This is a genomic window from Streptomyces sp. NPDC051109 (assembly GCF_044455885.1).
Taxonomy (GTDB): Bacteria; Actinomycetota; Actinomycetes; order Streptomycetales; family Streptomycetaceae; genus Streptomyces.
This window is the reverse complement of record NZ_JBITFF010000004.1, coordinates 233,041-245,777: the sequence shown is the minus strand read 5'-3', so window position 1 is coordinate 245,777 and position 12,737 is coordinate 233,041. Positions and strand designations below refer to the sequence as shown.

Annotated in this window: 12 protein-coding genes; 7 read left to right on the top strand and 5 right to left on the bottom strand. The window is 74.2% G+C overall.

Going from position 1 to position 12,737, the window contains the following annotated elements; translation table 11 throughout:
• The first annotated feature begins 68 nt into the window (after positions 1–68).
• From ACIBAD_RS09895 to ACIBAD_RS09885, 3 genes are all read left to right on the top strand, one after another.
• The gene (locus ACIBAD_RS09895) at positions 69–1,223 is read left to right on the top strand and encodes a thioester domain-containing protein (RefSeq protein ID WP_398905650.1); all 1,155 of its coding nucleotides are present in this window, start codon (positions 69–71) and stop codon (positions 1,221–1,223) included.
• 130 nt (positions 1,224–1,353) lie between these two features.
• Positions 1,354–2,838, top strand: a complete 1,485-nt coding sequence (locus ACIBAD_RS09890) for a bifunctional phosphatase PAP2/diacylglycerol kinase family protein (RefSeq protein WP_398905648.1) — start codon at positions 1,354–1,356, stop codon at positions 2,836–2,838.
• A gap of 405 nt (positions 2,839–3,243) precedes the next feature.
• On the top strand, positions 3,244–3,627 hold the full coding sequence (locus tag ACIBAD_RS09885; protein WP_398905646.1) for a barstar family protein: 384 nt from the start codon (positions 3,244–3,246) through the stop codon (positions 3,625–3,627).
• Positions 3,628–3,721: 94 nt separating this feature from the next.
• Here the strand turns inward: ACIBAD_RS09885 and ACIBAD_RS09880 are convergent, their stop codons facing one another.
• Complete coding sequence (locus tag ACIBAD_RS09880) at positions 3,722–3,958, bottom strand: YozE family protein (RefSeq protein ID WP_134075531.1); 237 nt, start codon at positions 3,956–3,958, stop codon at positions 3,722–3,724.
• 247 nt (positions 3,959–4,205) lie between these two features.
• Here ACIBAD_RS09880 and ettA point away from each other — a divergent pair, with 247 nt between their 5' ends.
• Genes ettA through ACIBAD_RS09865 form a run of 3 tightly spaced genes read left to right on the top strand, consistent with a single transcriptional unit; the run spans position 4,206 to position 7,076 of the window.
• Positions 4,206–5,870 (top strand): energy-dependent translational throttle protein EttA, encoded by a 1,665-nt coding sequence (ettA, locus tag ACIBAD_RS09875; protein WP_134075529.1) that lies wholly within the window; start codon positions 4,206–4,208, stop codon positions 5,868–5,870.
• Positions 5,871–5,880: 10 nt separating this feature from the next.
• A complete protein-coding gene (locus tag ACIBAD_RS09870; protein ID WP_134075528.1) occupies positions 5,881–6,357 on the top strand; it encodes a thioesterase family protein in 477 nt (158 codons plus the stop codon).
• Entirely contained in the window at positions 6,354–7,076 is a 723-nt protein-coding gene (locus ACIBAD_RS09865) for a hypothetical protein (RefSeq protein ID WP_134075527.1), read from the top strand. The genes ACIBAD_RS09870 and ACIBAD_RS09865 overlap by 4 nt, the downstream gene beginning before the upstream one ends.
• Before the next feature lie 61 nt (positions 7,077–7,137).
• Here ACIBAD_RS09865 and ACIBAD_RS09860 read toward each other — a convergent pair whose 3' ends face one another.
• Positions 7,138–7,542, bottom strand: coding sequence for a globin (locus ACIBAD_RS09860; RefSeq protein WP_134075526.1), 405 nt, complete (start codon positions 7,540–7,542; stop codon positions 7,138–7,140).
• Positions 7,543–7,630: 88 nt separating this feature from the next.
• Between ACIBAD_RS09860 and ACIBAD_RS09855 the strand changes: the two genes are divergently transcribed.
• Positions 7,631–8,644: a methyltransferase domain-containing protein gene (locus ACIBAD_RS09855; protein WP_398905642.1), complete on the top strand. Its 1,014-nt coding sequence runs from the start codon at positions 7,631–7,633 to the stop codon at positions 8,642–8,644.
• Between the two features lie 21 nt (positions 8,645–8,665).
• Here the strand turns inward: ACIBAD_RS09855 and ACIBAD_RS09850 are convergent, their stop codons facing one another.
• The 3 genes from ACIBAD_RS09850 to ACIBAD_RS09840 all read right to left on the bottom strand — a co-directional run bounded on the left by ACIBAD_RS09850 (position 8,666) and on the right by ACIBAD_RS09840 (position 12,736).
• Positions 8,666–9,724: an FHA domain-containing protein gene (locus ACIBAD_RS09850; protein WP_398905640.1), complete on the bottom strand. Its 1,059-nt coding sequence runs from the start codon at positions 9,722–9,724 to the stop codon at positions 8,666–8,668.
• Positions 9,725–9,787: 63 nt separating this feature from the next.
• Entirely contained in the window at positions 9,788–11,113 is a 1,326-nt protein-coding gene (locus tag ACIBAD_RS09845; RefSeq protein ID WP_134075523.1) for a VWA domain-containing protein, read from the bottom strand.
• A 42-nt stretch (positions 11,114–11,155) separates the two neighbouring features.
• A complete protein-coding gene (locus ACIBAD_RS09840; RefSeq protein WP_398905637.1) occupies positions 11,156–12,736 on the bottom strand; it encodes a protein phosphatase 2C domain-containing protein in 1,581 nt (526 codons plus the stop codon).
• Position 12,737 lies beyond the last annotated feature (1 nt).

Here is a 12,737-nt window from a genome sequence, read left to right as displayed (position 1 = left end):
CCGCTGCGGCTACTCCTGCCGCGCCTGTGGCGGGGGTGGCGCCTGTACGGGCCTCTACGCGGCGGCCGTTGGCGGCGGCGCTGCTGGCCGCGGCATTGGCCGCAGCCCCGGGCGCGCGGGCGGCCGCCGACTCCGGGACACCGGCGCCCCGGACACCGGAGGGCGCGCGCGCCGTGCTGGACGGGCTGAAGACGTACGGACAGGCGGTCCTGCACGCCAAGGACGGCTCGGTCCGGCAGATTCCGGCCGGGCTGTACGAGATGCGGGTCGACGGCGGCGGGATGCTCCAGACCTACGGGGTCGGCGTGGCGGGCAACGCCCAGCCGCAGGCCCGGTACGCGGAGAGCGGCTGGAGCGGCAGTCCGCTCGCCGGGAACGGGGAGGCGGGCCGGATCCGCTGGGTCCTGGAGCACTCGTATCCGCAGCTGAACGATCTCGCCGGACTGGCGAAGGCGGCCGGGGCCGGGGCCCTGACCGCGGAGAGCGCGGCGGCCGGGACGCAGGTCGCGATCTGGCGGCTGGCGGACGGGGCGCAGGTGGAGGCCGCCGACCCGGCGGCGCAGAAGCTGGCCGACTACCTCCAGCGCTCGGCGGGCAAGCTGCCGGAGCCGCCGGCCTCGCTGGGGCTGGACCCGGGGAGCGTGTCGGGGCCGGTGGGCACCCGCCTCGGGCCGGTCACGGTCCGGACGGGGGCGCAGAGCGTGACGGTCACCCCGGACGCGGCGGCTGCGGCGATGGGGGTGCGGGTGGTGGACGCCGAGGGGCGTCCGGTCACCACCGCGGCGAACGGGAGCCGGCTGTACTTCGAGGTGCCCGCCGGCACCCCGGACGGCTCTGCGTCGGTCACCGTCCAGGGCTCCACGAAGGTGCCGGTCGGTCGGGTCTTCACCAGTGAGGTGCCGAGCCAGACCCAGATCGTGGCCGGGTCCAGCGACTCCGCCCTGGCGGCCACGGCGAAAGCGGTCTGGCCGCAGCCGGTGGTCGTCGCGGAAACCGGCACCACGGGCGACGGGCCGGCCGTGACGCAGGCCGCGGCTGCCGCCGCCGCGGCTGCTGCCGCCGCTTCGTCGGAGTCCAGCCCTGACGACGAGCGGCTGGCCACCAGCGGCAGCTCGGCCGCGACCCCGGTCATCGCCTCGCTGGCGGTGGGCCTCGTGGTCCTGGGCGGGCTGGTGGTCCTCCTCCTCCGCAAGCGCCCGCTCGACGAGGAGGACGAGGCGTAGGGGCGTCCGCATCCCCTCGGGCACGCCGGCATCCCCTCGGTGCCGGGGCCCACGGGCCCCGGCATGTCGGCCATACGCCCGCTCGGCGGTCGGTGCGATTCCGGAGCGGAGGTGTGGGTAAACGTGGGAAATGGCTGATCAGGAGTTGACCTGGCGGGGCGCCGCCGCACGGTGGGACCGGGTGCTTTTCGACGGGGTGGCCCGCCGGCACTGGCCGGCGGCCGATCGGGTGCTACCGAGGCTGGGGCGCGCCGCCAACCACGGGGTGCTGTGGGGCGGGGCCGCCGCGGCGATCGCGGTCCTCGGCTCGACCCGGGCCCGCAAGGCGGCGCTGAGCGGGGCCGCCTCGCTGGCGCTGGCCTCGGCGACCGTGAACACCATCGGCAAGTGGTCCGTACGCCGGCCCCGGCCGCTGCTGGAAGGGGTGCCCGAGGTGCGGCGGCTCGTGACGCAGCCGACGACCACCTCGTTCCCGTCCGGCCACTCGGCGTCCGCGTTCGCGTTCACCACCGGTCTGGCGCTCGGCGCGCCGGGCTGGGGTGCGGTGCTCGCCCCGGTGGCGGTGTCGGTGGCGTTCTCCCGCGTGTACACGGGCGTCCACTACCCGTCCGACGTGGCCGCCGGGGCGGCGCTGGGCGTGGCCGCGGGTCTCGTCGTACGCCGCCTCGCACGCGGAGTGGAGGAAGCGCGGCTCGTTCCCGGCGACGAGCGGAAGGACACCGAGGCGCCCGCGCTGCCGGACGGCTCCGGGCTCACCGTCGTGGTCAACACCGGGTCCGGGACGGCCGCCGTTGCGGGGCTCGACGTTCTGCGCGCCCGGCTGCCCAAGGCCGAGGTCGTCGAGTGCGATGGCCCGGAGCTGGCCGCGCAGCTGGCGGAGGCGGCCGCCCGGTCCACCGTGCTCGGAGTGTGCGGCGGCGACGGCACGGTCAACGCCGCCGCCACCGCCGCGCTGCGGGCGGGAGTGCCGCTGGCCGTGTTCCCCGGCGGCACGCTCAACCACTTCGCGCTGGACCTCGGCCTCGGCGGAGTCGAGGACACCTGCCGCGCCGTCGCCGCCGGCAGCGCGGTCCGGGTCAGCGCGGGCCGCTTCACCCCCGGCCCGGACCCCGAGGACGGCCGCTCCGGGTACTTCCTGAACACCTTCAGCATCGGCGCCTACCCCGAGCTGCTGCGGCACCGCCTGCACTGGGCGCCGCGGATCGGCGGGGGCCCGGCCGCGCTGCTGGCCGCGTGGAAGGTCCTGCGCGCGGAGCGCCCCGTACGGCTCCGGCTGGCCGGACGACCCCGGAGCGTCTGGCTCCTCTTCGCCGGCAACGGCACCTACCACGGCACCGGGCCGACCCCGCGCCGCCGCGACGGCCTCGGCGAGGGCCTGCTCGACGTCCGTCTCGTCCACGGCGGCGGCCGCCCCGGCTCGCGCCTGCTCGCCGCCGCGCTCACCGGTCCGCTGAGCCGTTCCCCCATCCACACGGCCACCCGTCTGCGCAGTCTCCGCATCGGGGACATCCCGCCGGACACCCCGCTCGCGTACGACGGCGAATACACCCCCGCCCCGCCCGCCCTCGTCCTCGACACCCTCCCGGACGCCCTGACGGTCTACCGCCCCCACTGACCCAGCGCCCCCACGCGTCTCGGCGATCATGCGGGGCTCGCGGCGGCGGGCGCCGTGCCTCGCCGCGTTGTCCTGCGGCGTCTCCTCGGTCGCCGACGTGCCCCAGCTACCGCTGGGAGGTGCCGCCACCGCGTCGCCTCCCTCGTCCGCCTTGCGATCCACGGCGCCCGCCGCCGCTCCCTGATCCGGCCTGATCGACAAGACACCCCCTGGCCGGGGGGTGTCCGCGAAGTCCCGCCTGGCCCGCGGCGTCCGGTGCCGCGCCTCGCCGCGTGGTCGGAGCGCCCGAGTACGGTCACGTGCACGGGCGCCCATCCGCGTGGCGATGCACGGCGCCAGACGCCGCGGGTGGCACCCTTCGGGCGCCCGGCACGACTGTGCGGACACCCCCTAGGCTCGGGCAGTGTGACGACCTACGTGCTGGACGGCGGCCGGATCGGGACGCTGGACGAGTTCTGGATGCTGATGGGCGAAGCCGTCAACGGCCCCGGGGGCTACTTCGGCCGGAACCTGGACAGCTTCGCGGACTGCCTCCGGGGCGGCTTCGGGACCCCTGACGACGACGGCTTCGCGATCGATTGGCGCGACCACGAGTCGTCCCGCCGGGCCCTGGGCCACCCGGAGACCGCCCGCCACCTGGAGGGGGTGCTGGCGCGCTGCCATCCGACGAACCGGGCCCGGGTCGCCGAGGAGCTCGCGCAGGCGCGCGGCGGCCGGGGCCCGACTCTGTTCTGCATCCTCACGGAGATCATCGAGAACCAGGCCCCGGGCGCCCTCCGCCTCCGCTGACGCGCTCCGCTGACGCGCTCACGCCGCCGGAGGGCGTCCTGGCCGGGGGCATGCCGACCCGCGCCGGTCGGCTCGCACGGCGCCGAGCACCTTCTCAGGCGCGGGTGTCCTCGGCGGCCCGGTGCGCGGTGTACGCCTCCCAGGCGCGTTCCAGGGTGTCGATGGCCGCGGGGATGGCTCCCAGGTCTTCCAGGTACGCACGCTGCCCGGAAAGCCCCTTGCCCGATGGCCAGCCCGGGTCGGCGGAGACGTCCCGTGCCAGGTCACCGATGGCGGTGCGGTCCTTGCTGTGGGTCTGCAACCAGGTGGTGAAGCTCTGCTGCTTGGGCATGACGCCATCCCTTTCGCCGGTAAGCGCTCCGAGGCCGGATCCTCATGGTCCCTCTCCCAGGGCCGCCCGTGGGCCGTCACAGGGCCGCAGGCGTCCACCAGTGGCGACAGGCGGTGACCGGAGGGTGGGGCCTGCCTCCGGCCGTGCCCCAGCTCAGGGGCCCTGACCTACCCATTCGCCCGCGGGTATGGACGTACGGCAAGATGGGGTGTATCTGCCCACCCATCGATCTGCCGGACGGTTTCTCTTGGCTGAGTTCATCTACACCATGCGCAAGACGCGCAAGGCGCACGGCGACAAGGTGATTCTTGATGACGTCACCCTGAACTTCCTGCCCGGCGCGAAGATCGGTGTGGTCGGCCCGAACGGTGCCGGTAAGTCCACCGTTCTGAAGATCATGGCGGGCCTTGAGCAGCCGTCCAACGGCGATGCCTTCCTCTCGCCCGGCTTCACCGTCGGCATCCTCATGCAGGAGCCCAAGCTCGACGAGTCGAAGACCGTCCTGGAGAACGTCCAGGACGGCGCCGCCGAGACCATGGCGAAGCTCAAGCGCTTCAACGAGGTCGCCGAGCTGATGGGCGTCGAGTACACCGACGCCCTCATGGACGAGATGGGCAAGCTCCAGGACGACCTGGACCACTCCAACGCCTGGGACCTCGACGCCCAGCTGGAGCAGGCCATGGACGCCCTCGGCTGCCCCCCCGGCGACTGGCCCGTCACCAACCTCTCCGGTGGCGAGAAGCGCCGCGTGGCGCTCTGCAAGCTGCTGATCGAGGCCCCGGACCTGCTCCTCCTCGACGAGCCCACCAACCACCTCGACGCCGAGTCGGTGAACTGGCTGGAGCAGCACCTTTCGCAGTACAAGGGTGCCGTCGTGGCCGTCACCCACGACCGCTACTTCCTGAACAACGTCGCCGAGTGGATCCTCGAGCTCGACCGCGGCCGCGCCCACCCGTACGAGGGCAACTACTCCACGTACCTGGAGAAGAAGGCCACCCGCCTCAAGGTCGAGGGCCGCAAGGACGAGAAGCGCCAGAAGCGCCTCAAGGAAGAGCTGGAGTGGGTCCGCTCCAACGCCAAGGGCCGCCAGACCAAGTCCAAGGCCCGTCTCGCCCGCTACGAGGAGATGGCGGCCGAGGCGGACAAGATGCGGAAGCTGGACTTCGAGGAGATCCAGATCCCGCCGGGCCCGCGTCTGGGCTCGATCGTGGTCGAGGTCAACAACCTCTCCAAGGCGTTCGGCGACAAGGTCCTGGTCGACGACCTGTCCTTCACGCTGCCGCGCAACGGCATCGTGGGCATCATCGGCCCGAACGGCGCCGGCAAGACCACGCTCTTCAAGATGATCCAGGGTCTGGAGGCGCCGGACTCCGGCTCCGTCAAGATCGGCGAGACCGTCAAGATCAGTTACGTCGACCAGAGCCGCGCCAACATCGACCCCAAGAAGACCCTCTGGGCGGTCGTGTCGGACGAGCTGGACTACATCAACGTCGGCCAGGTCGAGATGCCGTCCCGCGCGTACGTCAGCGCCTTCGGCTTCAAGGGCCCGGACCAGCAGAAGCCGGCCGGCGTCCTGTCCGGTGGTGAGCGCAACCGCCTCAACCTGGCGCTGACCCTCAAGGAGGGCGGCAACCTGCTCCTCCTCGACGAGCCCACCAACGACCTCGACGTCGAGACCCTGTCCTCGCTCGAGAACGCGCTGCTGGAGTTCCCCGGTGCGGCCGTGGTCATCTCCCACGACCGCTGGTTCCTCGACCGGGTCGCCACGCACATCCTGGCGTACGAGGGCGACTCCAAGTGGTACTGGTTCGAGGGCAACTTCGAGTCGTACGAGAAGAACAAGATCGAGCGTCTCGGCCCGGACGCGGCCCGTCCGCACCGTGCCACCTACAAGAAGCTCACGCGAGGCTGAGGCCGACATCATGGCCAGACACCACTACCGGTGCCCCCTGCGCTGGGCGGACATGGATGCCTTCGGGCACGTCAACAACGTCGTCTTCCTCCGCTACCTGGAGGAGGCGCGGATCGACTTCATGTTCCGCCTCGCGCCGGGGGAGGGCAGTGAGTCCTTCACGGGCGGCTCCGTCGTGGCCCGCCACGAGATCGACTACAAGCTGCCCCTCGTCCACCGTCACGAGCCCGTCCTCATCGAGTCCTGGGTGACCCGGATAGGCGCTGCGTCCCTGACCATTCGCTACGAGGTCAAGGACGAGGCGACCGAGGACGCACCCGAGACGGTGTACGTGCGCGCCGAGACGGTGGTCGTGCCGTACAACCTCGCCGAGGGGCGGCCCCGCCGCATCACGGCGGAGGAGAGGCGCTTCCTCCAGGAGTACCTCGACGAGCCGGCCCAGCCGGCCGGCAAGGCCAAGGCCGCCGAAGGGCGCCTGGCGGCATGAACGAGCAGTTGCGCTTCGCCGACTCCGGGGAGGCTGCGGACCTCGCCGCCTTCCTGGGCCGGCTGGTGCACTACGACCGCGCCGCCGCGGTCCGCCTGCAGGCGCAGGCGGGCGGCGGCGCGCTCGCCGTTTTCGGACGGCCGGCCTCCTTCGAGGTGCTGGCCGTCCGCACGGTACGCCTCGCCGTACCCGTCTCCCGCCCGCTGGACGTGACGGTGTCCGCCGGCGAGCTGCTGGAATCCGTGGACGAGGCCGCCGCGAGCGCCGCCGTCCCCGCGCCGGTCACCGGCCCGCCGTGGACCGGGGTGCTCCCGCCCCGCGGTGGCTGGCGGCAGCTGCCCGGGCTGCCCGGCCCCGAGGCGATACGGGCCGCCGTGAGCGCCTCCGTCGCCGAGTTCCGGGCCCGTGACGGGGCCCTGCCCCCGCAGCACCGGACCCGGTCCGAGCGGGACCGCATCGGCCGCGAGATCTGGTCCCGGACGCTGGGCGACACCGAGCTCCCGCTGCGCGCCGTGCACGCCGCGCAGTCCCTGGGCTTCCTGCGGCCGGTCCGGTCGGCGGTGGCGAGCGGCGGCGGCGCCCCGGGCGCCGTTCCCGACCCGGTGGTCCTGCTCGCCTCCGGCGGCTGGCTCCGGCTGCGCACCCCGTACGGCTCGATCGCGATGCGCCGCCCCGGCGGCGTCGGGGGCCTGGGCGCCCTCCAGGTCCGGCCGGTCTAGTCCGGGCCCACCCCGGGTCCGCCCCTCCGGCCGGGATTCCGCGGAGCGGAACGCGTACCGGCTACCCCGCGGTGTTGATCATCGAGGCGGCGGCGTACGTCAGGTACCGCCACAGCTGCGCCTCCAGCTCCGGCGCCAGGCCCAGCTCGTCGACCGCCACGCGCATGTGCCCCAGCCACGCGTCGTGCGCCGCCGCGTCCACCTGGAACGGGGCGTGCCGCATCCGCAGGCGCGGGTGGCCGCGGTTCTCGCTGTACGTGTTCGGGCCGCCCCAGTACTGCATCAGGAACAGGGCGAACCGCTCCTCGGCCGGGCCGAGGTCCTCCTCCGGGTACATGGGGCGCAGCAGCGGGTCCTCCGCGACCCCCTGGTAGAAGCGCCGCACCAGACGGCGGAACGTCTCCTCGCCGCCCACCTGCTCGTAAAACGTCTGCTCCTGAACCGTGCCCCGCGGAATCTCATTCACCCGACCATCGTCTCAGACGCCCGGACGGAGGACGGAGGTCTTAGGACCCCCGTTCGCCTCCCGGGCCCGGTCGCAGGAGAGTGGAGCCATGGGTGCACACGCCGCTCACTCCGCACGTCCCGCACGTTCCCCGCACGCGCACACCGAGGCGCGGGACCTGCGGGGCGCCGCCCACGCCGCGCAGGTGCGGGAGCTGACCGCCGCCGGGGTGCTGGAGGATCCCGCCTGGCGGGCGGCCTTCGCAGCGGTGCCCCGGCACCTCTTCGTCCCGTACTTCTTCACCGGCCGCGGGGCCGGCCACGAGCGGCTCTGGGGCGAGGACCCGGACCCGGCCCACCGGGCCCGCTGGCTGCGCGGGGTCTACACGGACGCCCCGCTCGCCACCCGGCTGCGCGACGGCCAGCTGGTCTCCTCCAGCAGCCAGCCGTCCCTGATGGCGAAGATGCTGGCGTCGCTGGACGTCCGGGACGGGGACGACGTGCTGGAGATCGGCACCGGCACCGGCTACACCGCCGCCCTGCTCAGCCACCGGCTCGGCGAGGAGCACGTCACCACCATCGACCTGGACGAGGAGATCACCGAGTCCGCCCGGGCGCACCTGGCCCTGCTCGGCCTCCGGCCGACCGTGGTCACCGGGGACGGGGCGCGCGGCTGCCCCTCCCGCGCCCCCTTCGACCGGATCCTGGTGACCTGCACGCTGCCGCTGATCCCGCACGCCTGGCTCGGCCAGTGCCGGCCCGGGGCACGGATCCTGGCCCCGCTGTCGACCGGGCTGATCGCGCTGACGGTCCGGGACGCCGACTTCGCGGAGGGCCGCTTCCTGCACACCTCGGCGTACTTCGTCCCGCTGCGCGGGGCCACGGCCTCGCCGACCGCGCCCGGGATGCCGAACGGGCTCCCGTACGAGCTGGTGGAGAACGAGCGGTTCCAGTTCATGCTCGTTCTGACCGCGGGTGCGCTGCACCCGCGCGAGGCCCTGGACCTGTGGCGCGGCGAGGGCCGGCCGGGCCGCGAGCGGTTCGGGGTGACGGTCAGCGCCGAGGGGCAGTGGTCCTGGCTCGACGACCCCCAGGGCCCGTACGTATGGCCTCTGGGGGAGTGATGGGGGAGTTGCCCCCGGCCGTCAGCCCCGGCGGATCGTGATCGTGGTCCAGGCGCCCACGTGGACCCGGTCGCCGTCGGTGAGGGGCACCGGGACGTAGGGCTGGATCGGTTCCTCGCCGCCGTTGATGGTGGTGCCGTTGGTGGAGTTCTGGTCCACGACCGCCCAGCTGAGGTCGGGCTGCTGGACGAGCACCGCGTGCTGGTGGGAGACGCCCGGGTCCTCCGGGGGCACCGACAGGTCGATGTCCGGGGACTCGCCCGTGGAGGCGCGGCGGCGGCCGATGGTGATCTGGCCGCCGGAGAGCGGAAGATGCTGCTCCGGGGAGTACGCGGGCAGGTTGAGCCCGGCCGCCTCGGGGCCGCTGCGCTGCATCATCGCCATGAAGTACGAGCGGTCGGGACCGATCGTCGCGCTCCACGCGCCGGTGTTCTGGGGCGGGAACGGCTGCTGGGGCTGCTGGTGTTGCTGCTGCTGGGCCTGGGGCGCCTGCTGGTACTCGTGCGGCTGCTGCTGGTACTCCGGCTGCTGGTACTCCCGGAGGGGCGGCGGGGGCTGCTGCGGGTACTGCGGCTGCTGATGTGCCGGCGACCGGTGCTGCTCGTGCGGCGGCGACGACGGCGGAGGCAGCAGCCAGTCGTCCTCGCGCTGCAGGGGCTCGGCCGGCCGGTTGACCCGGGACGGCCGGGAGCCCTGGTAGTCGAAGTGGTCCTGGGAGAACGGCGGCGAGGCGGGCACCTGCGGAGCGGGTGGCGGCGGCGGAGGCGGCGGGGTGGCCCCGGAGCCGTTCCCGCCCGCGGCCCCCGCGTCCGTGCCCGGCGGCGTGAGCGGCGTGTACGAGGTCGCCGAGCGCGTCAGGAAGTTGTACCGGCACTCCTCGCAGAACGGGGCCATGGCCTCGCGCGGGGTCCGGCACTGGGGGCAGAGCTCCGCCTGGGCGGTCGGCTCACCGGCGGTGGGAGGGTAGCCGTAGCCGTAGGAGGGCGCCGCGGGCGCGCCCGCGGCGGCAGCCATGCGGTGGCCGCAGACCTCGCACCAGTCGTCGGAGGCGGACTGGTGCCCGTTCGGGCAGGTCGGCATGGCGGCTCTTCCCCCTTCAGCCTGCGTCATCGCGTCAGGTCTTCTCAGGTCTCTCAGATGGTCTCAGGACTTCTTCACACGGACGGTCTGGATCGAACGCGTTTCGAGGGTCATCTCGTCGGCATCCGCGACCTTCGCCTTCAGCCGCACAGTACCCGCCGCCGCATCGACGACATCCACCACCTTCGCGAGCAGTTTGGCCGTGTCCGCGTTTCCGGAGGCACTGGCCAGTTGCACGGCACGGCCGAGCTTGGCCGTGGCGCCGTCGACATCGCCCAGTTTGCGCGCTTCGAGCCCCTGTTGGATAGCCTGCGCGAGCTCCGCCTGCCCCGTGTAGTGGGCGACCTGCGGATTGATGGCGGTGGAAGCGGCCAGATCGTCCGTCCACACCGCCCGTACGAGTCCCTGCGCGAGCGTGGCCGGCGGCTCGCCCGGCGCTCCGGGGAGCAGGAGCGTGGCCCGGGCGGCCAGCATCTCCTGCCCGACGGAGGCGGCCGGGACCCGGACGCACACGTGGTACTCGCGGGACTCGTCGCCCCAGGACCCGGTCGGGTAGTCGCCGGCGCGCGGGCCCGCCTCGGTGCGGCGGTCGCTGAGGTCTTGGACGGTGGGCGCGACCTGCTTGACGTACTGGATCTCCACGCCGACCGGGGTCCACAGGCGCAGTGCGACGTCCGCGACCTCCTTGCCCATGACGTTCTCCATCATGAGCGTGAAGTCCTCGGTGAGGTGCGCCGGATCGGCCACGATGTCGGCCGATCCGAGCAGCGCGCTCGCGATGCCGGTGACCTCCTTGACCTCCCAGTCGGTCCCCACCCCGCGGGCGTCGCAGGTGAAGCGGCCCGCGCACGCCTCCAGGGTGGCGCGGAGCACGGCCGGGTCCTCGTGCTCGTTGCGGCCGTCGGTGAGCAGGATGCCGTGCCGGATGGCGGCGGAGGACTGGCGCAGCAGGCCGTCGGCGAGGCGCAGCCAGGTACCGATGGCGGTGCCGCCGCCGGCGCTCAGGCCGCGCAGGGCCTCCTTGGCCTGGGCGCGGGTGGCCGGGTCGGCGACGGCGAGACGGCCCTGGCCGGGGTAGACCTCCTTGGCCACGTGCGTGCCGGCGACGACGGCGAACGCGGTCCCGTCGCGCAGGGTGTCGATCGCGGCGGCGGTGGCCTCGCGGGCCCCGCGCATCTTGTCCGGCGGGTACTCCATGGATCCCGAGCAGTCCACCATGATCACGACGGCGGCCGAGCCCCGGGCGGCTGCCGCGCGGGTGGCGGTGGCGCCGCCGGTGGACGTGACCGTGACGATGGCGTGGACGTCCCGCCCGCCCTCGGGGAGGAACTCGTTCTGGTACACCTCCACGCTGAAGCGCGGGGCGCTCGGCTTGGCGAAGTTCGCCATCGACTGGACTCCTAGGAGAAGACGGGGGTACGGGCGGGTGGATCAGGCCTGACGGCGTGCTTCCGGTTCCACTTGCCCTTCCGTTTCCGATTCCGCGCGCGCAACCGCTGCCGCTGCGGTCGCCGCTCCCGGCCCGGCCGGTGCGGCGAACGGGACGACGGCCACCGTGACGTTGTCGTGGCCGCCCCCGTCGAGGGCGTGCCCCACCAGGACCTGCGCGCTGTGCAGGGGCCGGGCGGCGGCGTCCGCGGGCAGCACCTGGGCCATGTCCTGCGCGGACTCGGCGTAGTTCCACAGGCCGTCGGTGCAGACGACCACCACGCCCGCGTGGTCCGGCTTGAACGTGGCGGTGTGCGGCTCCAGGTCGTACGCGTCGGCCCCGAGCCAGCCCGTGATGGCGTGGGCGCGGACATCGGCGTAGGCCTCGGCCTCGCCCATCAGCCCGGCCGCGACCATCTGGGCGGCCCACGAGTCGTCCTCGGTGAGGCGGCGCGGCAGCGCCTCCCGGTCGTCCGGGACCCAGTACGCGCGGCTGTCGCCGACCCAGCCCACGGTCAGCAGCTCACCGCTGACGACGGCGCCGACCAGGGTGCAGGCGGGGGCGTTCTGGGCGCCCGGGACCTCCGGGGCCAGGGCGTTCACGGCGGCGGCCGCGGCCAGGATGGCGTCGTGCATGGCCTCCTGGGGGTGGGCCCCGCGGGGGAGGGCGTCGAGCAGGGCCTCGTTGGCGGCGCCGGCCGCGGCGGCCGACGCCTCGTCGGGGCGGCTGGCGGAGGAGACGCCGTCGCAGACGATGGCCACGGTGGCGGCCGAGCCGTCGGGCAGGGCCGTGGCCGCGACCGCGAACGAGTCCTCGTTGCGGTGGTGGCGCAGCCCCCGGTCGCTGACGGCGGCCACGCTGCCGAGCTCCTCCTCCAGGTGGTCCCGTTCGCGGGGCTGGGCGTGCCCGCAGTGCTCGCAGTACCCGTCGGTGTCCACCCGCCCGGCCCGGCAGGCCACGCAGGTCTTCCCGCCGTCGCCGCCCGCGGGAGCGCTCCCCTGCGGCGTGCCGGAGGCGTACGGGTCCCCGTGGCCGGGGCCGACCCCGCCGTACGGGGCTTCGGGTGCGCTCCAGGGGGTCCCCTCGGGCGGGGTGGGGGTGCTGCCGGGCCGGTCGTGGCGGATCTCGCCGCCGCCCGGCACCGGATCGGGCGCGCTGCCGTACGCCGGGTCGGGCGCGCCGTACGAAGAGCCCTGCGGCGGTACGGGAGCCGCGGCGGGGGCGGGGGGAGGCGCCGGTGCGGGCGCCGGCTCCGGAGCCGGCCCGGGTCGTGCCGCCGGCTCGGCGGCGGGCCCGGCGGTGGCCGGCTCCGCCTGGGCGGACCACCCTGCGGTGTCCCCGGCCAGCGTCGGCGCCGCACCGGCGGCGACACTGCCCCACCCGGGCGCCGGCTCCGCGAGGGCATAGCCCCCCGTAGGACCGCTCGGCGCAGCCGGGAGCGTGGGGATCGGGAGCGTCGGATCGTCCCGGGACGGGGAAGGGGGCGCGGCGGACACGGGAGCGCCGCAGACGCCGCAGAAACGGTCACCCTCCTCAAGGGGCTCCGCACAGCTGGGGCAGCCAGACGGCCGATGCATCGACATC